We start from the raw sequence: 20193 nt of genomic DNA on the forward strand, positions 1-20193 counted from the left end.
GGCCCGGCGGCGCGCCCCCAAGCCCATGGCGCCGCCACCGGACCGGGCCGGTGGGTCAATTCCTCGGACCCGCGTCGGGCAGGGGAACCGTCAGCCTCCGGTGCGCGGCGACGGCCGGTCCCGTAGCGGCTCCAACGGCGTGCGCAGCGCGCTGCGTCCGTTCCGCCAGGCGTCGAGCAGCGCCGCGCCGAGACGGTCCTCCAGCAGCCCGGTCGCCTCGATGCCGAGGACCACGTCGGCGTCCAACTGCGGCTCCGCGGCCAGTAGAGGAGCGATCACCTCGTGGCGTACGACCTGTTCGTGGACGGCGTCCGCTTCGACGTGCTCGTCGTAGAAGCGCTCCGCGGCTGGGCCCGCGCGGTTGGCGCGCATCGCCCGCGCCAGCCGCCGGGAACCCGGCGACGAGGTGATCTCGACGGCGGCGAAGTGCCCGACGAGCGCGCCGCGGAGCGCGCGGTGCAGGCCGAAGAGCGACATCAGGTTGACCACCGCCAGCGCCTCGGCGGGCGCCGCGTCCAGATAGCGGCCGTACGCGGTGTCCAGGCCGAGGTCCGTCATCAGGTCGGCGAAGAGCCGCGCGTGGATGTCCTCCGCGTGCCCGCCGCCGAACTCGTCGAATTCGACGGCGACCATCGCCGCCTTCGCCCGGCCGTGGAGGCGCGGGATCACCCAGGCGTGGGGATCGGCCTCCTTGAGGTGGTACAGGGACCGCAGGGCCGCGTACTCCCGCAAGTGCTCGAGATGGCCCTCGGGCTGGAGGTAATGACTGACACCGGTGCCGTCGTCTCCCACCGGTTCGACCAGCAGGGCGGCGACGGAGTCCGCCGCGTGCGGTCGGGCCGGCGCGTCCGCGCGCACCTGGCGCAGGAAACGGTCCTCCAGGAAGCCGCGCGTCCGCAGCAGCTCCACGTCCCACTCACGGTCGTCGGCCACACCCGCGAAGCCCTGGTAGTGCAATTCGTACAGCGAATACAGGGCGAGTTGCAGGTCGTCGCCGTACGGATCGGCGGCGGCCACGGCACCGGCGCCGGGCAGCTCTCCCGCGCCGTCGCGCAGCGACGCCACCACGGCGGCCGACAGCGGCCCGCGGGGCGTCGGAAGCGGGGGAGTGGTGGCACGCGACTCACGGTAGGAGGTCGGGTTCGCGGTCGGCGGGTTCGCGGTCGGGTACGCGGTCGTCATCAGGACTCTCCCTCCGGCCCGGCCGGAGCCGTCCGCTGCGCGCCGCACGCCGGCGGCTCTCCGTCCCCGCCGCCCTTGGACCGGCGGCGGTGGCTGGTGTCGCACCACGGGTGCGTCCGGCTGCGGCGGCAGGTGCACACCGCGACCATGAAGCGGTGCGAGGTCACGGCGACACCGTCGTCGCCGACGACGGTCACCGGCCCCTCGACCAGGACGGGCCCGTCCCGTTCGACCAGGACGCGGCGCGGGCGCTCAGGCGTGTTCGGCACGGATCACCACCAGCTCCTCCTTGTCCTGCTCCCCGTCGATCAGTCCCGCCTGCCGCAGCCACGCCGTTCGTCCGCGCAGTACGGGCCCGAAGGGGATCAGCTCCCGGTCGGTCACCGCCGCGCGCAGCCCGGCCTCCGCCAGGGAGGCCAGTGTCGCCTCGACCCCGCACAGCGCCGAGTGCACCATCAGCAGGACGCCGTGCGGCGCCAGGACGCGCGGCGCGGTCGCGCAGATCCGGTCCACGACCGCCCGCCCGTCGTGCCCCGCGTCCCAGGAGCGGGCCGCGCCCCGTACCGGCGGCTCGGCCGCGGGGGAGGGGACGTAGGGCGGATTGCTGACCACCAGGTCGTACGGGCGGTCGTGCCGTCCCCGCTGCCCCGCGAGGTCGCCGTGCAGCACCCGTACCCGTCGCCCGGCCCTCAGGGCGTTCGCGCGGGCCGAGAGCACGGCCTGCCACGCGATGTCCACGGCGGTCACCCGGGCGCCCAGCCGCGCGGCGCAGATGGCCAGCGCGCCGCTGCCGGTGCACAGATCCAGTACGTGCATCCCGGGCGCCACGGCCTCGCGGCACATGGCCCGCATCAGGAGGTGGGTGTCCTGCTGGGGTTGATAGACACCTGGCATACACAGCACGGTCCACCTCCGACGCATGATGCGATGACTTTGAGTCACCTATTTGTGTGGTCCAGGGCCGACTGCCCCGGATGCGGGGTACCAATCGACGGACGGCGACCCGATAGGGATTCGGACGGTTCCGGAAATTCCGGAACCGGGTTTCCCGCCGCGATCGCGGGCACACACCCTCTATGGCGCCGAAGGACAGTGGCACTCCATCATTGATCGTTCTTGCCAACTTCGCCTCCGCACTCGCTGTCGACCTGCGGGAACACGCCGTGGTCGCCCGGTGGGCCGAGCAGGCCCCGCGGAAGATCTGGCTGACCCGGCCCGGTGACGTACTGCTGACCCCGGTCCCGCTGTCCGAGCCGTTCGCGCGGTACGCGTGCGCCCTGACCGGCGTCCCGAGGGACTCCGTACGGATCGTCACCGTCCGTGATCGACCCGGTGTCGCGATGGCAGACTCCGTGGCCGACACGCCCGGCCTGACCGACGAGCTGCGCGCGCTCGCGGCGGCCCGCCCCGGCACCCGGCTGCTGCCCATCGCCCTGGACGCCTCGACGTTCGCGCTCGCCGCCGCGCTGGGAGTGCCGGTGTCCCCCTGCGGTCGCGGCGGGCCGGCGGTCGGCGCCGAAGCGCTGGCGGTCACGGAGCTGTGCAACACCAAGGCCGGTTTCCGCGCCGTGGCCGAGCGGACCGGGATGCGCGTGCCGTACGGGCGCACCTGCTCAAGCCCGGACCTGCGCGAGACCGTACGCGCGGTGCTCCGCGCGGCCGTTTCCGGGCGCGGTGTCGTGAAACCCGACCGGTCGGCGGGCGGGCACGGGCTGCGGTTCGTCGGCGCCGAGGATCCGCTGGTCGCGGCGGACGGCTTGGGCGTGGACGGACGTGGTGTCGTCGGGCCGGACGGTCTGGGCTCGGACGGCTTGGGCGTGGACGGACGTGGTGTCGACGGTTTCGGGCCGGACGGTTTCGCGTCAGAAGGATTCGGGTCGGGCAGCCGGTGGACCGTGGAGGAGTACGTCCCCCACACCGTCTCGATCAGCGCCCAGTTCGTGGCCGCGGCGGGGGGACCGCGACCGCTCTTCGACGGTGCCATGCGCACCGAGGACGGCTCCTTCACCGGCTACCGGGCTCCGCTGCGCGGCATCGTGCACCCGACGGTGTGCGACGAACTGCGCGACTGGGGCATGGCCCTCGGCCGCCACCTGATTGCGCACGGCTACCGCGGTCCCTACGACATCGACGCCCTCGTGGCCACCGACGGCACCCTGTACGCCACCGAGTCCAACGTCCGCCGCACCGCGACGACCACCCCGTACGACCTGGTCGTCCGCCTCGCCCGCGGCACCCCCGTCACCTGGACGACGGGCACGGTCCGCGCGTCCGTTCCGTACTCCTTCTCCGCCGCACTCGACCGCCTCCGTGACCGCGCGCTGGACTACGACCCCGAGCGCGGCGACGGGGTCGTCCTCTACGCCGACGCCCCTGCGGACGGCGTGAGTTGGCGGTACGCGATCCTGGCGCGCTCCGCGCGGAGGCTGGACGAGTTGGCGGCGTCCCTGCCGTCCGCGCTCCAGAACTGAACCCCGGAGCGCGTCCGCGCGGGGCCGAACTCCGTTTCGGGCGACCGCGGATGGGCCGGATCGGTCCGCCTGAGCGCGAGCGGCGGGCACCCGCGCTCATCATCGGCCGCTCATGGCAATGACTTCCTCGCGGCGCATTCCGGCGCGACGTGCAATAGCGGGAACGTTTTTCCGGCCTCGCGATTCTGCGATATTCGACCATGCCGGTTGATAAATCAATCCTTCACTCGTATGCGTGCATCGCTTCCGCATCTCTTTCTTTAGTGTGCCTGGCACGGAGTCGGCCGTCCTCAGAACCCGCCTTTCGGGCTTCGCTGCCGTTCCTGTCAGGAGTCACGCCTCTATGACGTCACAGATCCTGCCCGCGCCGAAAGGTCGCACCATTCCCACGTGGGTCGCGGCGGTGGTCGCGCCGCTGATCGCCGCGTCTCTCGTCGCCGCGGTGTCGACCCAGGCGGATGCCACCGCCACGGCCGTCCCGCTGGGAACGGCGGACAGTTTCGCCGTACTGGCCGGTCAGACGGTCACCAACACGGGTCCTTCGGTGATCACCGGAGACCTCGGGGTGAGCCCCGGCACCGCCATCACCGGGTTCCCGCCCGGCCTGGTCAACGGGGCCCAGCACTCGGCGGACGCGGTCGCCCTCCAGGCGAAGTCCGACCTGGTCACCGCGTTCAACGACGCCGCAGGACAGGCCACGGACTCGGCGCTGCCCCCGGACGCCGGGGGTTTGTCCCTGGTCCCCGGCGTCTACACCTCCTCGTCCACGCTCGGCCTTACCGGCACGCTGACCCTCGACGCCCAGGGCGATCCCAACGCCGTGTGGGTGTTCCAGGTGGGCTCCGGCCTGACCACCGCGTCCGCGAGCCGCGTTCTCCTGGTCAACGGCGCCTCGCCGTGCAACGTCTTCTGGGAGATCGGCAGTTCGGCCACGATCGGCACCAACTCCACCTTCGTGGGCAACATCCTCGCCCTGACCTCGATCAACGTGACCACGGGCGCGAGCATCGACGGCCGCGCCCTGGCCCGTAACGGCTCGGTGACGCTGGACACCAACCGCATCACGCGGCCGGCGTGCGGCACGGGCACGACGACCGGTGGCACCACCACGGGCGGTACGACGACCGGTGGCACGACCACCGGCGGGACCACGACCGGTGGCACGACGACGGGTGGCACGACCACCGGCGGCACGACCACGGGCGGTACGACGGCGGGAACCACCACGGGCGGGACGACCACGGGTGGGACGACGGCCGGGACGACCACGGGTGGGACGACGACCGGTGGCACCACGACCGGTGGGACGACCACCGGTGGGACGACGACCGGTGGCACGACCACTGGCGGGACCACGGGCGGCACCACGACCGGCGGCACCACGACGGGTGGTACGACGACCGGCGGGGCCACCACCGGCGGTTCGACCGGCGGCACGGGTCACTACCCGGGCAAGCACTGCAAGCCGAAGAAGCCGGTGAAGCACTGCCCGCCCAAGAAGCCCGTGAAGCACTGCCCGCCGAAGAAGAAGCCGGGCAAGCCCGGCGGTTGGTCCGACAACCAGGGCTACGGCGCACAACCCGCTTCCCAGGCGGGTCACCAGCGCTGACGCGCCCGGAGCACGACCCCGCTCGGTGAGCGACCAAGCGGTGCGCGGCGGAATTGACACCGAATCCGCCGCGCGCCGCGGCACCGGGCCGCACAAAAGGCAGCAGCGGAAAGTAGAGGGCAGGCGCAGATGCGGGCAGCAGGGACAGCGGTGCGGGTCGATTCCGACACGCACGTGCGGGAATTGCCGGACGAATCACCGGAGTTCTCCGGACAACACCGGCTGCCCGTCCCGCTGAGAGCGGGCATGGGGATCGCAATCGCGCTGATCGTGGCCACGGCGTTGACCCATGTGGCCATGGTGTTCCTGCACGTGGCACCGGCCAATCCGATCTCGCAGCGGTTCGGCCGCCAGATCAACGCCTGGATCTACCCGGTCTTCGAGCAGAATTGGCAGTTGTTCGCGCCGGATCCCGAGTCGGTGGACCGGACGGTCTACGCCCGTGTCGCGAGCACCGGCCCCGACGGGACCATGCACGTCACCGCGTGGGTCGACCTGACCGCAGCCGACACGGCGGCGGTCGAGCACGACCCGTTCCCCAGCCACACCCACCAGAACATGCTGCGCCGGGCCTGGTCCTCCTACGTCGACACGCACGGGAGCGACGACGAGCCCCACTCGGACCGCGCGGTCATGACCCAGCGGTACCTGCGCAACATCGCGGTGCAGCGCGTGGGGGCCCGCCGACCCGTCGGCGACGGTCCCGTCCAGTCCGTCCAACTCCGAGTGGTCACCGTGCCCGTCGCCGTCCAGCACGCGCGTCCGGTCGCCACCGCGGCCACGGCCGCCGACACCCGTTTGCTGCCCTGGTGGAAGGTGCCCTCGAATGACCACTGACCAGGTGACGTCCACCGACGACGCGGTGCGGCCGGCGCCCGACGTGCCGCGGCCCACCCCGAATAGGACCGGCCGGGCGTACGCCCTGCTCACGGAGCGACCGGTGTCCCTGTACGCGGCGGCCGTGCTGCGGATCGGATACGGACTGCTCTACCTCGTCTTCCTGCTCCGGGAGTTCTCGCATCGCGACGAGATCTGGGGACCCGGCTCGCCGTGGACTCCTGACCTCTCCCGGCAGCTCTTCGCCCAGAGCGGCTGGGCCAGCGTCCTCACGCTGTCCGACAACAAGGTCTACTTCGAGACCTGTTACGCCTTCGCCGTGATCATCTGCGCGCTCTTCGCGCTGGGTTGGCGGACGCGGGCGGTCTCCGTGCTCTTCGCCGTCGTCGTCGCCTCATTCCACGCCAGGGCGCTCTTCATGACGGACGGCGGCGACAACCTCACCCTGCTGATGTCCGTCTACCTGATGTTCACCGCCTGCGGACGCCGCTGGTCCCTGGACGCACGCCGCACTCGGCTTCGCCCCGCCCGCCCGGACGCGCACGCCTTCGTGCAACTCCGTTATATCCGGCGCACGTTGACCACGGTGCTGCACAACTGCGGCATGTTCGTCATCGCGGCCCAGGTCTGCTTCCTCTACGGATCCGCCGGCCTCTACAAGGTCCAGGGCGCCTCCTGGGGCAACGGCACCGCCCTGCACGACGTACTCAACCTCCCCCTCTTCCAGCCCTGGCCCGCGCTGTCCCATCTCGCCGACAGCTTTCCGACGGTGCTCGTCATCGCCGGTTACGTGACCGTGCTCGTCCAAGTCGCCTTCCCCTTTGTCCTGTTCGGCCGCCTCAAGTACCCCGTCCTCGTCGTCCTGATCGGCATGCACACCGGCATCGCCCTCTTCCTCGGTCTGCCGCTCTTCTCCGCGGCGATGATCATCGCCGACACCGCCTTCCTCCCCGACCGCCTCTACCTCTCCCTCTCCGCCCACCTCCGCCGATTCCGCCGCCCCACCGAGCCACCGGACCCCACCGACGCGCCCCCCATCCCCGCCCAACCCGCGCTCTAGGCTGTGTCGCCAGCGGAAGCCGGTGAGCCGGGCGCCCCCGGACCTCACGACGTCGAGCACGCCGCCTCCCGCCGACCGCGTGGTGTCCATCTCGCCGCGTAAACTGTCGGCTCCGACGGTTTCCCGTTCGACCCGAAGGACTCAGCCGTGGCCGACCGGCCCGAGATCGTCTGCATCTGCGGCTCCACCCGGTTCGTGGCCGAGATGCGCGCGGCGAACCGTGACCTGACCTTCGCCGGTGCCATCGTCGTCGCGCCGGGCGAAGCGGACGCGCCGATCACCACCGAGCAGAAGACCGCACTGGACGCCCTCCACCTGCGCAAGATCGACCTGGCCGACCGCGTTCTGATCGTCAACCCCGGCGGCTACGTCGGCGAGTCCACGACCCGGGAGATCGCCTACGCCCAAGCCACCGGCAAACCGATCTCGTTCACCGATCCCGTCTGACCACTAGTACTCCAGCCCCGTAGATCGTGAGCATGCCGGACCTGCGGCGCAGTGCGTGCCCGTGTGCGAGGATCTCGGCTATGGCGGCGACTGAAACGGATCTCGTTCTCAACCGGTTCGTCTCCGAGATACAGTTGGCGGTGCCGATGGTGGCCGTCTGGGCACACGGTTCACTCGCGCTTGGCGACTTCCAGCCGGGACGCAGCGATCTTGATCTCATCGCGATCGTCGAACGCCCTCTGGACGGCGAGCACAGGGACCGGCTGGCGAGCATTCACCAGCGCCTGCTGGACGAAGAGCCAGCTGCGGCCAAGTTGCACTGCTCGTACATGGTCACAACATCGCTCTCCGAGGTCGAGACGCACCATGTCACCTGGGCACACAGCATGATCCTGGAACGCCCAGTAACACCGGTCACCCGCCGAGAACTGCTCGACGGCGGGCTCACCCTCCATGGTCCGTCACCGACGGAACTGCTCCCGCCGCTCACGTGCGGGCAGTTGGAGGACTTCATCCGGCGCGACCTGGAACAGTTCTGGCTTCCGGCCACGGGTAGGCCCCTACTTTGGCTCCGGGACATCTGGGTGGATCTGGGCCTGCTGGTCCTGGCCCGAGCCACCGTCACGCTACGCGACGGACGGCTGATCACGAAGGGTGAGGCCCTCGCGGAACTGCTGGAACTGGGTGCGCCGGCAGATGTGGTTCGAGACATCCATGAGCGCCGGTACGCAGATCCCAAGCCGATCAGCCCTTTGCGGCGAATCCGCCGAGCGATGCGGGCCCGCGCCTTCGTGCGGCGTGGTATTAAGCGCACTCTGGCGATGGGCGGAAGCCCCGAGTAGGCGTCGCCCAGCGTGGATACGTCAAGACGGTCCGCCGGATGCACCTTCGGCTGATCGGATGAGTAGCAGGCCAGGTGGCGACCGGGACGTTCAAGGTCGTGAGCGTCTACGACGGCTCCACTGATCTGTCCCGCTCCTGGCCGCACTACAACGAATGGAAACGCTTCGGCGTCGCGGGCGACTCAGGACTCGACGTACTGCTCTGCCTGTCCATGAACTACCCCGACGACGCCGGGTACGCGACGCAGGCGGGTACGCGGGGCGGACGGCTACTGGGGCTGGGTCGCGATCTGGATGAGGTTGCCGCAGGTGTCGTCGAAGACGGCGGTGGTCACGGGGCCCATTTCCAGGGGCTCCTGAGTGAAACGGACGCCGAGGCCGGACAGGCGCTCGTACTCCGCCTTCACGTCGCTGACGGCGAACTGGGCGAGCGGGATGCCATCCTCGAAGAGCGCGTCGCGGTAGGGCGTGACGGCCGGGTGGCCGGCGGGCTCCAGGAGGAGTTCGGTCCCGCCGGGCTCGTCGGGTGAGACGACGGTCAGCCACCGGTCCTTCTCGCCCACCGGCACGTCGTACTTCTTCACGAAGCCGAGGACGTCCGTGTAGAAGGCCAGGGCCTTGGCCTGGTCGTCGACGAACACACTGGTCAGATGGATCCTCATGAGGTGCTCTCCCTTGGTCCGGACGTGCCGCGGACAGGCCAGCGCTCGGTGATCTGCCGCAGCGGGTCGGTGTTCAGGTCGTGGAACTTGTAGCGCCCCTCCCGCCGGGTCTCGACGAGCCCGGCCGCCTCCAGCACGGCGAGGTGCTGCGAGACCCCCTGACGCGAGAGCCCGAGCCGATGCTTCATCGCCAGCCGCGAGCAGATCTCGAACAGTGTCTGTCCTGACTTCTCTGCGAGCTCGTCGAGGATCGTCCGGCGGGTGGGGTCGGCCAAGGCTTTGAACAGGTCATCGGCCACGCCCCCATGATAGGCAAGCCCCCACTTGCCTATCAAGCCGAGGCACACGCCGGAACCGTCGATGACCAGGCGGTGCTCACGGACCCGACGGCGGCGTGAACCTCGCCGACGGACCCGGCCGAGGGTTTGAACCTCGCCAAGACGTCCGCTCGGAGCTGTTCCGGCAATCGAAGGTAGCCCGCCGGGCGGTCCGGCTGCGGAGCGAGCGTCTGCGCGCTGACCCCGAGGTATCGGGTCAGAAGTCTCAGGAGCAAGTCGCGCGAATCGCCGGGAGGTGTCCTTGGGAGGGATCGTTTCCGCGTGATCACCTGAGCCGAGTGAACACTCGTAGCAACATCGCTCTCGCCGGTGCCGTCGTGCTCGCCCTCAGTGGGCCTCTCGTCGCCGGTATGCCCTCTGCTTCCGCCTCCGCTTCGGCCGCGGGGCCCGCACCGCTGGTACGCGCGGCGGACCGGGTGCCGGGCGAGTACATCGTCACCCTCGACAAGAGAATCGACCCCGCCGGAACGGCGGCGAAGCTGGGTCTGAAGCCGGCCTTCTTCTACAACACGGTCCTCAACGGCTTCGCTGTCCGCCTCACTCCCCAGCAGTTGACGCTCGTCCGCGGCAGCCTCGGAGTGGAGGCGGTGGAGGAGGACGGGAAGGTCGCTGTTCCCGACCCGGCGACCGCGTCCACCCCGGCGGTACGCCTGGGCCCGGCGGCCTCGTCCTGGGGCCTGGACCGGATCGACCAGCGCGATCTGCCGCTCGACGGGGAGTTCATCACCGCCGGCAACGGTGCCGGAGTGACCGCCTACATCCTCGACACCGGCATCGACTACGGCCACCCCGAGTTCGGCGGGCGCGCCACGTTCGGCTTCGACGCGGTCGCGGACGGCAGGGACGGAGCCGACTGCAACGGCCACGGCACGCACGTCGCGGGCACGGTCGGCGGCAAGACCTACGGCGTCGCCACCAAGGCGAGCCTGGTCAGTGTCCGAGTCCTGGACTGCCGGGGCAACGGCGACGACTCCGCGGTGATCGCGGGCCTGGACTGGGTCGCCAAGCACGCCGTGCAGCCCGCCGTCCTCAACGCCTCCATCGGCGGCGAGAAGTCCCTGGCGCTCAACACCGCCACAACCGCCCTCTCCGACGCGGGCGTCCTGCCGGTCCTCGCGGCGGGCAACGACGCGAAGGACGCCTGCGAGCAATCCCCCGCCTCCGCGCAGCGGGTGGTCACGGTCGCGGCGAGCAACAGGTCCGACGAACAGAGCACGTTCTCCAACTGGGGCCCATGCGTCAATCTCTACGCCCCCGGAGAAGGCATCCTCTCAGCCAAACTCGGCGGCGGCTCCGCCTCCCGGAACGGCACCTCGATGGCCGCACCGCACGCCACCGGAGTCGCCGTCCTCTACAAGCAGGAACATCCCGCGGCCGACCCCGCCGAGACCGCCGAATTCCTGGAGACCACGGCCACCCGGAACGTCCTGACCAAGCTCAACCCGACGTCCCCCAACGCACTTCTGTTCACCGACGGACTCTAGCCCGGACCAGCCGTCGGCATCGTGACAGGCGGATCGCGCCACCCGGCCGTCAACCGTGACCCCGCCCATGTGGTGGCCGACCGGGATACGACGGCCGGTGGACTGGCGGCATCCGCCACCGGCGCCCGGCGCCCCTCCACGGCTGCGGCAGCCCCGCCATCGTCCGCCTCGCCGCCCCCTCACCGGGCGACGCCAAACGACCCGCTCGGCTTGTCCGTCATCTACCAGGACCTGCCAGGTCGGCCGATGACTTGGGCTCTCGGGCCGGGCGGGCGCGAGGTGTGCGCGGATGTTTCTGTTCCGCCGGCGGAGAACAGCGGCCCGACCGGGCTCGACGGCCATTACGGTCCAGTCGTATGACGACGGTTACCACGCGTACGGTCGAGTACCCGGCTGACGGTTTGACGATGGTCGGGCACCTCGCGCTTCCGGCCGGTACCGACCGGCGGCCAGCGGTGCTGCTCGGGCCTGAGGGTATGGGGCTCAGTGACGTCGAGCGCCGTCGGGCGGATGCTCTCGCCGAGCTGGGATACGTAGCGCTGGCCTTCGACCTGCACGGCGGGCGCTATCTGGGGGACCCCGAGGAGATGCTGGCCCGTTGCCTGCCGCTGCTCGCCGACCCGGACCGGATGCGGGGGATCGGCCACGCGGCGCTGGACGTGCTGCGCGCCGAACCGCGCACCGACCCCGACCGGATCGCCGCCATCGGTTACGGCACCGGCGGCGCCATCGGGCTGGAACTCGGGCGCGACGGCGCCCACCTGCGCGCGATCGGCACCGTCAACGCGACGACCACCGGCCGGCCGGGCGAGGCAGCGCGCATCCGCTGCCCGGTGTGGGCCGGAGTCGGGTCGGAAGACCCGATCATGCCCCCCGCGCAACGCAACGCGTTCACCGCCGAGATGCAGGCCGCCGGCGTCGACTGGCGCCTCGTGGTCTACGGCGGCGCCCTCCACGCCTTCCACCACCCGCCGGTCGACCACCCCATGGTCCCCGGCGTCGGCCACCACCCACAGCACGCACAACGCGCCTGGCGCGACGTCATCGACCTGCTCACCGAGTGCCTGCCCGTAACGGAGTGATCCGGCCGGCAACCGCCCTTCCGGGCCGCGTACCAGGCCGGTAGATCGCCACCGGCTCCGGCGGCTCCGGTTTGCAGGGCATCACCGCAGCTCGGATTCGCTACGAAGACACCGACAGATCCGTCCGGCGTTGGACGGAGGCAGCACGTCACCACCGCACGGCCGACGATCGCCCAACTCCGGTCTCGCACCCACGACCTGGTCTTCTGGTCAAGCGCATGCCGGGCACGCAGAGGGAGGCTCCACCAAGCCGTGACGTACCCTTCCGCCATGACAGATGGTCAAACGGACCTTGAGCGGCTGACATCGGGCAAGTACGTCCGGGTCACTACCTTCCGTCGGGACGGCACAGAGGTTCCGACCCCGGTGTGGGTGATCCGGGACGGTGATGCCCTCGGTATCTGGACGGTCGCCGACTCCGGCAAGGTCAAGAGGATCCGCAACCGCGCCGACGTCCTGGTGTCCGCCTGCGACATTCGCGGCAACCCCTCGGGCGAGCCCGTCCCAGGACGGGCGGAGATCCTCACCGGCGAGCAGACCCAGCACTACCGCCGTCTCCTGGCCCGCAAGTACGGGTTGACCGGAAGACTCACCCTCCTGGGCAGCCGCCTGCGCCGCGGCCTGGACGGCACCGTCGGCATCCGGATCACCCTCGCCTGACCGTGCGGCAGCGTCGCCGCCCGCCAACGCGATCCCGACGTCGCCGAGGCGGTCGGCGGAGGAGCTGGGGCCGGGTGGTGTCGCGATCCGGCGTGGGGATCGGTGGGGGGCGCATGGATGCTGAGGACCCGAAATCTGCTTCAGCCGGTGGCTCGGTCTTCGTCCTGCCGACCGCAGCGACCAGGTGACCGCACGTCCGCACAGTGAGGCCCGGCTCCGCAACCGGCGGGTGCACGTAGGTATGCATCGTCTCGTTGAACTCCCTGTGCCGGGAGAGCGCCTGCACGGCCTTGGGGTTCAGGCCAGAATCAAGGAGCCATGTGGTGGAGAAGTGCTTCAGGCGGTAGGACCGGGTTCTCTTCGGCAGCCTGGCTAGCTTTACCGCTAGGCCGTTTCGTTTGGATCGGCTGGCAGACCAGAGGAAGATCCCCGCGATGTGCAGTCCAGCCAGGTAGATGGTCCCTGTCCTGTCGTCACGGGCGGCCATGCCCCGTCACTGCTTCAAGCGGTTGATGCAGCCTCCAACGGTGTCGCGCTGTTTGTATGCCTCGCGGTCAAGGGCTGGTGGCCTTCCGCGTCGCAGGTGGTGGTCTCGTTGATCGGCCGGAACGGGGATAACCGCCCGAATGCCACGCTCGCGCAGGTGCTCGCGGATCGCACGGGAGGAGTACGCCTTATGGGCCAGGCCACGTCCGGATGCGGACGGTGATCCGACCGGGTTCACCGCGGCCTCCGGCGGCGGGTGGAAGCCCGAACCGGGCGCGGAGGACCTGACGCTGACCGGCTCCCCGCTCACCGGCACCTTCACCCTCAAAGACGGCGAAGGCACGACCCCCACGTTCGCGAAGGTCGACCCCTCGGCCACGACGTGGCGGGTCACCTCGATGTTCCTGCCGACCACCAACTCCACCTCCCAGGTCGTCTCGGAGAAGATCCCGGTCGGCAATACGTTCCTGGCCCGCCTCAAGTACGCCATCGCACCCACGTCCGCCGTCACGCAGGCCACCTGCTCCACCGCGCCCGCGACCAAGGGCTGCCGCGTACTGGAATACGTCTACGCCAACGCCACCACCGCAGGTGGGCTGGGTGCCTTCTTGCTTGACCAAGCCGGGGTTGACGCCGAGCTAGAAGCCGCCGGGCAACGGCTTGCCGTCCTTGTAGGCCAGGACGTCCAGCGGTGAGGGGCCGTCGGCGGCGTAGACGACGCAGTCGGACAGGACCGCGACCGGGTACTGGCCGGTGGACGCGGCGTACTTGATGATTCGAGCCGCGCGGTGTTCTGCCCAGCCCGGTAGCGGTAGTTGGGAGGTCCTGAGCGGGGTTGCGTGGCGGAGTGAGGCATGTGAACCGGCTGCCGCGTGGCCTTTGGCGAGCGGCAGCCGGTCTACGTCGGGAGCCTGTTGCGCGATCGGCGTTTCAGGTGGTCATGGCTGGGCGGGCGGGTCGCCGCGCAGGGCGAGGGAGTGGTAGCCGCCCGCTGCGATGGCCTGCACTTTGGTGGCGGCGTCGGTGGGGAGTGCGGTGAGGGCCGTGGTGTTGGCTTTCCATTCAATGGCCTGGCCGTTGTCGCGCAGGGCGACGATGCGGTCGTATCCGGCTGCCACCGCGACGACCCGGGTCTGGGCGGTAGTCGGCACCCACTGGTTGGTCATCGCGGTGCCCCAGGCGTAGACGCGACCGCCTACGACTGCGACGGAGAAGTCCTTGCCGGCGGCGATGGCCGTGGCCGTGCCGTTCTTGACCGGGGTGACGACGTCCGTCTGCTTCTTGCGGTTGTCGCCCCACGCGATGACTTTGCCGTCGTCGGTGAGGGCGAGGGCGTGGTAGGCGCCGGCGGCGATCGCGGTGATGCCGGTGTGGGTTCCCTCGGGGGTCTGGGTCTGGCCGTAGCGGTTGTCGCCCCAGGCCAGGACTTGGCCGTGCTTCAGGGCGAGCGAGAAGAACTGGCCTGCCGCGACGGCGTCGACGCCGGTCTGCGCGGCGGCGGGGACGGCTGTGGAGCCGTAGCGGTCGCTGCCCCAGGCGATGGCCTGGCCGTTTTTGACGGCGAGGGAATGGAGATAGCCGCCGGAGACGGCGGTGACGTCGGAGTGGAGCGCGGCCGGGACGTCTGTCTGGTGGTAGAGGTTGCTGCCCCAGGCGGTGACGGCGCCGTCCTTGACGGCCAGCGAGTGGAAGGCGCCGGCGGCGATGGCGCTCGCCCCCCGCAGCGCGGCGCCGGGGATGGCGGTCTGGCCGTAGGTGTTGTCGCCCCAGGCGAGTGTCGCCCAGTCGGTTGCGGCGCGCTGGGCGGGAGCCGGCGTCACGACGGCGGGGGCGGTCCCCGGGGTGGCGGAGGCCGGCTGGGTGAGGGCCGACAGGGGGCTGACGGCGGCCAGGGTGATCAGTACGGCCGCGGGTCTCCAGTGGCGTCGGCCTGCTTCACGGCGGGTCGACATGGGGCGGTTTCCCTTTCCCTGGGAACTCGGGGAGGTGGTGGTCACGTCAGCCACGGTCGGCTCCTGTTGCCGGCGCGCCCGCGTCGACGGGGGTTTCGGCAGAGGGACGGTTGGAGCGGCAGCGTGCCTGCTCACCAGAGGTGAGGGGACCGGTGCGCTGGTAGACGCGGTCGGCGAGCTGGGTGGAAGGGTGGTCGACGACCGTGTAGAGGCGCCAGTCGAGGTTCGGGTCGGCGGGTGTGGGATTGGAGGTGTACCAGCCTTCGGTTCGCTGGCGTCCGCTCTGGGTTTCGATCCAGGAGACCTCGCCGGGGCTGATGACCTCACGGACCGTCCGGTCGGCCGCCGGGGCCCATGCGGGGGTGGTGCCGGTGCCGGTGGTGAACTGGCCGTTCATGTTCGAGCGTGCAGCCGACCCGGAGGCCGGGGGCAGTCCGGCGGCGGCGGGCAGGTCGCTGATGGTGCGTGAGGAGATCCGCAGCGGCCGTTCTCGGGTGATGGTCGCGCGGGTGCAGTTGATGTATCCCTCCTCGGCCTGCCTGGCGGGCTCGTAGTACGCGAAGGAGTAGTCGGACTCGGCCGTGAACGTGCAGCGGCTGGCGGCGGTGTTGCACTCGGTGACGGCCTCGGTGACGTTCCGCTTGTCGTTGCCCCTGAACGCCAGCGACGGCGGCAGTTCGTTGTTGCGGATGGTCTTGTCCAGTGGGGGCGGAACCTGGACCGCCGTGATGTTGGTGATCATCGGTCCGCACTGTCCGCCGTTGGTGCCGGTGCCGGCCGCGCCGCCGTTGGGTTTGACCGGGACCGTGGAGGCGAAGGTGAGCAGCGGCTCGTAGGCGTTGGCGGTGAAGGTGTAGGTGCGCCCGGTGCGCCAGACACCTGCGCCGAAGACATTCCATTCCTTGTCCGGGTCGGGCTCGGTCAGCTCGTCCTGAACGGCGCCGCCCTCACCTTGGACGGTGTAGGTCTGCCCCTGTTCCACCGTGCGGGGGGCACACTGCATCGCGATGCCGGGGCTGTCGTCGAAGGTGACCGTGACCCGTGCGCCGGGCCGCACACCGCGCAGACGCTGCTTGAACTCGTAGGACGAGCCGTTCTGGGGCAGCATCGCCGCGGCCTTCCCCCCGGGGTGGCCCGTGACGGTGCCCGCGTAGCGAAACACTCCGCTGGCGGTTCCGGCACCGTTGTTCGCGGACGTCGAACCCACCGACCATCCCGTGGGCGTGAGGGTGTTGCCGTTTCCGGTGATCGCAGGAAGCGCCAGGTCGCCGTTGATCACGGCGACCGGCTCGGGCGTGTCCGCCGAGGACGCCTCCGGAAAGGCGACGGCCACCAGGCCGAGACACATGGCCCCGACAGCGGCACGGCGAAGCACGGGGCGGGCTGTGGTCACGAGGGTCCTCTCCGGGGCCGGACCGTGCGGCGGCTTCGTGCGGGCGCTCACGAGGCGACGCCCGCGAGGTGAACGCGGTGCTTGAGCCAGGCGCCCGCGGGCAGCCTTTCGACGGTCAGGCCGGCGTCGGACCCGGCGCGCGCGCCGGCACGGCGGGCCGGAACGCTGCGGGTGGGCGGGGGCGTGGTGGTCTCGTCGATGGCGTCCCTGCCGCCGGGCCGCAGCCGCTGGCAGGTGTTGCCGGGCACGGTGTAGGTGTCCGCGACGAAGGTGCTGCGGTTGACGGTGGAAGGACCGTCCACGAAGACGTTGTGCGCCCCGAGACCGCTTCCGGTGAGGATGCTGCCGGCCACGCGCTGCATCGCAGCGCTCGCGCCGAACATGAGCGCGTCGCCCGGGGCGACGGTGACCTCGTATGTGGTGGACTCCGTCTGCTGGGTGCTCCAGTTCTTGGAGTACGACAGCTTGAAGGCGCCCTCGAAGGCGGCCCGCAGGCCCGCCGTGCCGGTCAGGGTGCCGCTGCCGTTGGCGGTTCCCTTCGCGGTGGCCTCGGCGCTGGGCCCCTTGGACTGGTCCGGGGTTTTGAAGGTCCCGCCGGCCTCGCCGCCGACGCCGGCGGTCACCGAGCCGGAGGCGTTCAGGCTTCCCTCGATGGTGATCTGCCCGGTGATCTCGCCGCCGAGGTTGTCGGAGCTGGAGACCTGGAGGGAGACCTGACGGCTGACCTTGATCGGCTCCTTGGTGCAGTTGAGGACCGCATTGCCCAGCGATCTGACAGCGGTGACGTACTCCCTGGAGGCGTCGCGGTTGATCTCGAAGCGGCAGGCACCGGCGTGTGCGGCACAGTAGTCGCTGATCTTCTGCGGGGAGTCCAGCGGCTTGTCGCCGTCGAAGGCCTGCGCGACGGGGACGGCGGGGTCGGGGCCGTCGGCCGCTGCGGCGGCCGGGGCGGACAGCGCGATCGCCAGGGCTGCGGCGGCGGCAAGGACTCGGCGGTTCGTCGCGGCGGTCATGGGTTCATCAACTCGCAGACGCGGGTGAGGTCGGCGGGGTCACCGGAGGACGACAGCGCGGGGGGCAGATCGGCTCCGAACGCGGAGCACTCGCCGCTGACCGCGGTCTGTGCGTTGTTTGAAGGAGCGGGGTGGACGCCTTCCAGTTCCTGCTGGGTCTTGGCCATGCCCTCCTTCTGCTCGTGGCCGTCCCCGGCGAGGTTGGTCATGCAGTCCTTCGAGGTGGGCGGGCACTTGGTGGCCTCGCCCTTGGCGGCGCCGATGTCCTCCTTGGCCTGCGCCTCGTCCTTCTCCACCTTGTCGCGCTGCCCGTCCACTTCCTCACGGTCCTTCGTGGACGCGGGGCAGGGCTTCTCCGCGCCGTCCGGGCAGGTCGAGTCGGTGGGGGAAGGCGTCGGATCGTCGGCCGCGCGGACGACAGCGACGGTGGGAGCGTCATGCAGAACTGCCCGGGAGGCGGGGAGGGCGGCAGCGGTGATGGCCACCGCGAGAGCGGCGATGCCGCGGGAGACAGGGATACGCGTCATGTTTCTGGGCACGACCTTTCCAAACACATGTTCATATACGGTGCATGTCGTCATGAAAATATGAAAATCAGTACAATCTCAAACCCATCCGTGCCGCAGCCGGAAAACGATCACGCGATCGGCTCTGCGACCCGCCTCCTGAGCCCCGGCCAGCGCCGGAACGGGGGCTGTAGACGCGGCCAGTGGACGTGGATTCGCGCAGTGGACGTCGTGGCGGACCCTGCGGAAGGGAGGCGTCGCCCTGACCTGGGGCCCCACGGGAGCGCAGATACTCCGCCAAGCCGTCGGGTCGAACCGTTATACCCGGGTGGAGTTGCTCGCGCCGCGCAAGCGCGTCCTGGGCGAACCACTTGCGTTTGAGTACGTGCCCGCCGTCAGCCGTCGGGACAAAGGAGGCATAGCCGCGCTCGGCTTCGGGCCCGAAGACCTCGGCCAGTGCTGCCGCTGCGTGCGCTGCTCACGCCGGTCCGAGCCAGCACAGCGCCTCGGGGAATGAGCCTGCACCAACCGGCTCGTCGGTGGGGACGAAGCAGGCGTCCTCGGCGTGGAAGTGGATCTGCGCGTAGACGTGATAGCCGCCGCCGGCGGGGTGCCGTTTCATTGAGCAGGTGCATCCCGCCCGGAACGACCCAAGCTCGTCGCGAGGTGCGGTAAACGGCCACGAGGTGTCTTTGCTTCGGAAAGCCGCCACCGCCGCCGCGCCCCATTCCGGTGGGCTCTCGCCTGTCCGGGGCGGCGCCGCCCGGCAAGCCAACGGTCGGGTGGCGGCGATATGTGTCGTAGAGCACGCTGGGGAGCCTGAGCTGTTCGCGGACAGCATCGGCATAGGGCCGGTGAAGCACACAGGAACTGAACAGACGATCATGGATGCGGTGGTCTCCGACGCACGGTGTGCGGCGCTGGAGTTCGACGGGTGCGGACCTGGCTGGAGCGTGCTCGGCGGGCGCCGATGGAGCCGTTCGCTGCTGAAGCCTGGGTACCTGACGCTGCCTTGAAGCACGTGGCGCTGGTCAGGCACCGGGTACGCGGCTGGCTTCCGCCGGGTGAAAGGTCGGACCAGCACGTCCGGCTCGGCAGAGGCGCGGTGCGCGGTGCCGTTGAGCAGGTGCGTCCCGCCCAAGACGATCCGGGCGCCGGGTGGGACGGGGTCCGCGGTCATTGGGAGCATCCTTCGGGAAGCGGACATCAACATGGCACCGGCATCGCGTAAATCGGGGGCTTGTGCGCGTTCCGGGCTCCGCCGCTCGTCCCGGAGGACACCGGTAGGGGCGGCACAGCCCATGGGACTGGCGTTGCTCGCGGACGATGTGGGCGTTGCGACGGAACGCCTGGCCGTGCGTCGGTGGCGCGCACGCTGCCGTGTCGCGGGCGGGGGAGTGGCATTCGGCGGGTCCGCGGCAGGGTCGCCCGCCGTGCCCGAAACACGCGTCATAGGTCGTTTGTTCTCATTCACTACCGGCCCATGGCGTGTGGGGGGTGCATTGTGACCAGACAGTTCGCGGGAAGCGCGTCGGCCGTGAGCCCCGGCGGAGCCGCAGGAATGCCGTTGTCGAGGCGGAGGGTCTGTCCGGTGGCTAGCGCGCGAAGGGTGACTTCGACGCGGCGGCGTCCCAGCGGGCGCAGTTGGTCGAGGGCGCCGGGGAGGGGGAGGACGAGCGGGGTGGAGCGGGCGTCGAGCGGGCGGAGCGTGGCCGCCTGGTCCGGGACGATGGGGGCGGTGGCGAACAGGTGTACGTGCGTTTGCCGGCGCCGCATCTGTGTGGTGTCGGTGGCCAGCACCCTCGACCCGCTGCGCGGCCAGCCGCTCACGGCCAGCGACGCCAACGGGCGCGTCACGACGATCACTTACGACGCGCTCGGACGCACCTCTCAGGTGTGGACACCGGCGCGCTCCCAGGCGACATATCCGACGACGCCGAACTACAAGTTCAGCTACACCATTCGCAACGACGGCCCCGTGGTGGTCACCACCAACAGCCTCAACTACAACGAGGTCTATCAGCCCTCGTACCAGTTCTTCGACGGAATGCTCCGGCTTTACCAGACACAGGTGCCCTCCCCTGACGATTCCGGGCGCCTGGTCACCGAGACGCTGTACGACACCCGCGGCCTCGAATGGCGCACGTCCGGCACGTATTACGCGGACGG

The 20193-nt window shown here is 70.3% G+C and carries 21 protein-coding genes and 1 pseudogene; 10 read left to right on the forward strand and 12 right to left on the reverse strand.

Annotation, left to right across the window (positions count from 1 at the left end):
* Positions 1-90: 90 nt before the first annotated feature.
* From ACZ4EF_RS35455 to ACZ4EF_RS35465, 3 genes are read right to left on the reverse strand one after another with little or no spacing between them, the layout of a single operon-like run.
* The gene (locus tag ACZ4EF_RS35455) at positions 91-1182 is read right to left on the reverse strand and encodes an iron-containing redox enzyme family protein (RefSeq protein ID WP_391162051.1); all 1092 of its coding nucleotides are present in this window, start codon (positions 1180-1182) and stop codon (positions 91-93) included.
* The gene (locus ACZ4EF_RS35460; protein WP_355345562.1) at positions 1182-1451 is read right to left on the reverse strand and encodes a CDGSH iron-sulfur domain-containing protein; all 270 of its coding nucleotides are present in this window, start codon (positions 1449-1451) and stop codon (positions 1182-1184) included. The genes ACZ4EF_RS35455 and ACZ4EF_RS35460 overlap by 1 nt, the downstream gene beginning before the upstream one ends.
* Positions 1435-2076: a HemK2/MTQ2 family protein methyltransferase gene (locus ACZ4EF_RS35465; protein WP_355345559.1), complete on the reverse strand. Its 642-nt coding sequence runs from the start codon at positions 2074-2076 to the stop codon at positions 1435-1437. The genes ACZ4EF_RS35460 and ACZ4EF_RS35465 overlap by 17 nt, the downstream gene beginning before the upstream one ends.
* Positions 2077-2288: 212 nt before the next feature.
* On the opposite strand from ACZ4EF_RS35465, the gene ACZ4EF_RS35470 reads away from it, so the two are divergent.
* The 6 genes from ACZ4EF_RS35470 to ACZ4EF_RS35495 all read left to right on the forward strand — a co-directional run bounded on the left by ACZ4EF_RS35470 (position 2289) and on the right by ACZ4EF_RS35495 (position 8448).
* The gene (locus tag ACZ4EF_RS35470; protein ID WP_467508304.1) at positions 2289-3653 is read left to right on the forward strand and encodes a preATP grasp domain-containing protein; all 1365 of its coding nucleotides are present in this window, start codon (positions 2289-2291) and stop codon (positions 3651-3653) included.
* Between the two features lie 343 nt (positions 3654-3996).
* Positions 3997-5262: an ice-binding family protein gene (locus ACZ4EF_RS35475; protein WP_467348780.1), complete on the forward strand. Its 1266-nt coding sequence runs from the start codon at positions 3997-3999 to the stop codon at positions 5260-5262.
* Positions 5263-5508: 246 nt separating this feature from the next.
* Positions 5509-6099, forward strand: a complete 591-nt coding sequence (locus tag ACZ4EF_RS35480; protein ID WP_355345550.1) for a DUF5819 family protein — start codon at positions 5509-5511, stop codon at positions 6097-6099.
* On the forward strand, positions 6089-7159 hold the full coding sequence (locus ACZ4EF_RS35485; protein ID WP_467508306.1) for an HTTM domain-containing protein: 1071 nt from the start codon (positions 6089-6091) through the stop codon (positions 7157-7159). Before ACZ4EF_RS35480 ends, ACZ4EF_RS35485 begins: the two co-directional genes overlap by 11 nt.
* A 147-nt stretch (positions 7160-7306) precedes the next feature.
* A complete protein-coding gene (locus tag ACZ4EF_RS35490) occupies positions 7307-7606 on the forward strand; it encodes a hypothetical protein (RefSeq protein WP_355345544.1) in 300 nt (99 codons plus the stop codon).
* 80 nt (positions 7607-7686) lie between these two features.
* The gene (locus tag ACZ4EF_RS35495; RefSeq protein ID WP_467508308.1) at positions 7687-8448 is read left to right on the forward strand and encodes a nucleotidyltransferase domain-containing protein; all 762 of its coding nucleotides are present in this window, start codon (positions 7687-7689) and stop codon (positions 8446-8448) included.
* A gap of 269 nt (positions 8449-8717) precedes the next feature.
* On the opposite strand, the gene ACZ4EF_RS35500 is transcribed toward ACZ4EF_RS35495, so the two are convergent.
* Positions 8718-9110, reverse strand: coding sequence for a VOC family protein (locus tag ACZ4EF_RS35500; protein ID WP_355345517.1), 393 nt, complete (start codon positions 9108-9110; stop codon positions 8718-8720).
* Positions 9107-9409: an ArsR/SmtB family transcription factor gene (locus ACZ4EF_RS35505; RefSeq protein WP_467508310.1), complete on the reverse strand. Its 303-nt coding sequence runs from the start codon at positions 9407-9409 to the stop codon at positions 9107-9109. Before ACZ4EF_RS35505 ends, ACZ4EF_RS35500 begins: the two co-directional genes overlap by 4 nt.
* Before the next feature lie 317 nt (positions 9410-9726).
* Between ACZ4EF_RS35505 and ACZ4EF_RS35510 the strand changes: the two genes are divergently transcribed.
* The 3 genes from ACZ4EF_RS35510 (at position 9727) to ACZ4EF_RS35520 (ending at position 12674) form a co-directional block, all read left to right on the forward strand.
* Positions 9727-10932, forward strand: a complete 1206-nt coding sequence (locus tag ACZ4EF_RS35510; RefSeq protein ID WP_467508312.1) for a S8 family peptidase — start codon at positions 9727-9729, stop codon at positions 10930-10932.
* 356 nt (positions 10933-11288) lie between these two features.
* A complete protein-coding gene (locus ACZ4EF_RS35515; protein WP_401311008.1) occupies positions 11289-12014 on the forward strand; it encodes a dienelactone hydrolase family protein in 726 nt (241 codons plus the stop codon).
* A gap of 270 nt (positions 12015-12284) precedes the next feature.
* A complete protein-coding gene (locus tag ACZ4EF_RS35520) occupies positions 12285-12674 on the forward strand; it encodes a PPOX class F420-dependent oxidoreductase (protein ID WP_401722321.1) in 390 nt (129 codons plus the stop codon).
* A 415-nt stretch (positions 12675-13089) separates the two neighbouring features.
* Here ACZ4EF_RS35520 and ACZ4EF_RS35525 read toward each other — a convergent pair.
* A pseudogene (locus tag ACZ4EF_RS35525) lies at positions 13090-13359 on the reverse strand (IS5/IS1182 family transposase); the annotation flags it as partial.
* Between ACZ4EF_RS35525 and ACZ4EF_RS35530 the strand changes: the two are divergent.
* Entirely contained in the window at positions 13301-13855 is a 555-nt protein-coding gene (locus ACZ4EF_RS35530; RefSeq protein ID WP_355345786.1) for a hypothetical protein, read from the forward strand. The pseudogene ACZ4EF_RS35525 and the gene ACZ4EF_RS35530 overlap by 59 nt on opposite strands.
* A 243-nt stretch (positions 13856-14098) precedes the next feature.
* Here the strand turns inward: ACZ4EF_RS35530 and ACZ4EF_RS35535 are convergent, their stop codons facing one another.
* The 6 genes from ACZ4EF_RS35535 to ACZ4EF_RS35560 all read right to left on the reverse strand — a co-directional run bounded on the left by ACZ4EF_RS35535 (position 14099) and on the right by ACZ4EF_RS35560 (position 19890).
* The gene (locus ACZ4EF_RS35535; RefSeq protein WP_467508314.1) at positions 14099-15112 is read right to left on the reverse strand and encodes an RCC1 domain-containing protein; all 1014 of its coding nucleotides are present in this window, start codon (positions 15110-15112) and stop codon (positions 14099-14101) included.
* 46 nt (positions 15113-15158) lie between these two features.
* On the reverse strand, positions 15159-16505 hold the full coding sequence (locus ACZ4EF_RS35540; protein WP_467508316.1) for a hypothetical protein: 1347 nt from the start codon (positions 16503-16505) through the stop codon (positions 15159-15161).
* Positions 16506-16552: 47 nt separating this feature from the next.
* On the reverse strand, positions 16553-17518 hold the full coding sequence (locus tag ACZ4EF_RS35545) for a hypothetical protein (protein ID WP_401853971.1): 966 nt from the start codon (positions 17516-17518) through the stop codon (positions 16553-16555).
* The gene (locus tag ACZ4EF_RS35550) at positions 17515-18045 is read right to left on the reverse strand and encodes a hypothetical protein (RefSeq protein ID WP_355345493.1); all 531 of its coding nucleotides are present in this window, start codon (positions 18043-18045) and stop codon (positions 17515-17517) included. Before ACZ4EF_RS35550 ends, ACZ4EF_RS35545 begins: the two co-directional genes overlap by 4 nt.
* Before the next feature lie 457 nt (positions 18046-18502).
* Positions 18503-18646: a hypothetical protein gene (locus ACZ4EF_RS35555; RefSeq protein WP_467508318.1), complete on the reverse strand. Its 144-nt coding sequence runs from the start codon at positions 18644-18646 to the stop codon at positions 18503-18505.
* 851 nt (positions 18647-19497) lie between these two features.
* Positions 19498-19890 carry a hypothetical protein gene (locus ACZ4EF_RS35560; protein ID WP_467508320.1) on the reverse strand — a complete coding sequence of 131 codons (393 nt, stop codon included), beginning with the start codon at positions 19888-19890 and terminating at the stop codon, positions 19498-19500.
* Between the last annotated feature and the right edge of the window lie 303 nt (positions 19891-20193).

Source organism: Streptomyces sp. NPDC025721, from assembly GCF_055558595.1.

Excerpts from the sequence above, each read along its gene's own strand:
- ACZ4EF_RS35455 (WP_391162051.1), bottom strand. The coding sequence starts at position 1,182 with ATGACGACCGCGTACCCGACCGCGAACCCGCCGACCGCGAACCCGACC.
- ACZ4EF_RS35465 (WP_355345559.1), bottom strand. The coding sequence starts at position 2,076 with ATGCCAGGTGTCTATCAACCCCAGCAGGACACCCACCTCCTGATGCGG.
- ACZ4EF_RS35475 (WP_467348780.1), top strand. The coding sequence starts at position 3,997 with ATGACGTCACAGATCCTGCCCGCGCCGAAAGGTCGCACCATTCCCACG.
- ACZ4EF_RS35480 (WP_355345550.1), top strand. The coding sequence starts at position 5,509 with ATGGGGATCGCAATCGCGCTGATCGTGGCCACGGCGTTGACCCATGTG.
- ACZ4EF_RS35485 (WP_467508306.1), top strand. The coding sequence starts at position 6,089 with ATGACCACTGACCAGGTGACGTCCACCGACGACGCGGTGCGGCCGGCG.
- ACZ4EF_RS35495 (WP_467508308.1), top strand. The coding sequence starts at position 7,687 with ATGGCGGCGACTGAAACGGATCTCGTTCTCAACCGGTTCGTCTCCGAG.
- ACZ4EF_RS35500 (WP_355345517.1), bottom strand. The coding sequence starts at position 9,110 with ATGAGGATCCATCTGACCAGTGTGTTCGTCGACGACCAGGCCAAGGCC.
- ACZ4EF_RS35515 (WP_401311008.1), top strand. The coding sequence starts at position 11,289 with ATGACGACGGTTACCACGCGTACGGTCGAGTACCCGGCTGACGGTTTG.
- ACZ4EF_RS35520 (WP_401722321.1), top strand. The coding sequence starts at position 12,285 with ATGACAGATGGTCAAACGGACCTTGAGCGGCTGACATCGGGCAAGTAC.
- ACZ4EF_RS35530 (WP_355345786.1), top strand. The coding sequence starts at position 13,301 with ATGCCACGCTCGCGCAGGTGCTCGCGGATCGCACGGGAGGAGTACGCC.
- ACZ4EF_RS35535 (WP_467508314.1), bottom strand. The coding sequence starts at position 15,112 with ATGTCGACCCGCCGTGAAGCAGGCCGACGCCACTGGAGACCCGCGGCC.
- ACZ4EF_RS35545 (WP_401853971.1), bottom strand. The coding sequence starts at position 17,518 with ATGACCGCCGCGACGAACCGCCGAGTCCTTGCCGCCGCCGCAGCCCTG.
- ACZ4EF_RS35550 (WP_355345493.1), bottom strand. The coding sequence starts at position 18,045 with ATGACGCGTATCCCTGTCTCCCGCGGCATCGCCGCTCTCGCGGTGGCC.
- ACZ4EF_RS35555 (WP_467508318.1), bottom strand. The coding sequence starts at position 18,646 with ATGAAACGGCACCCCGCCGGCGGCGGCTATCACGTCTACGCGCAGATC.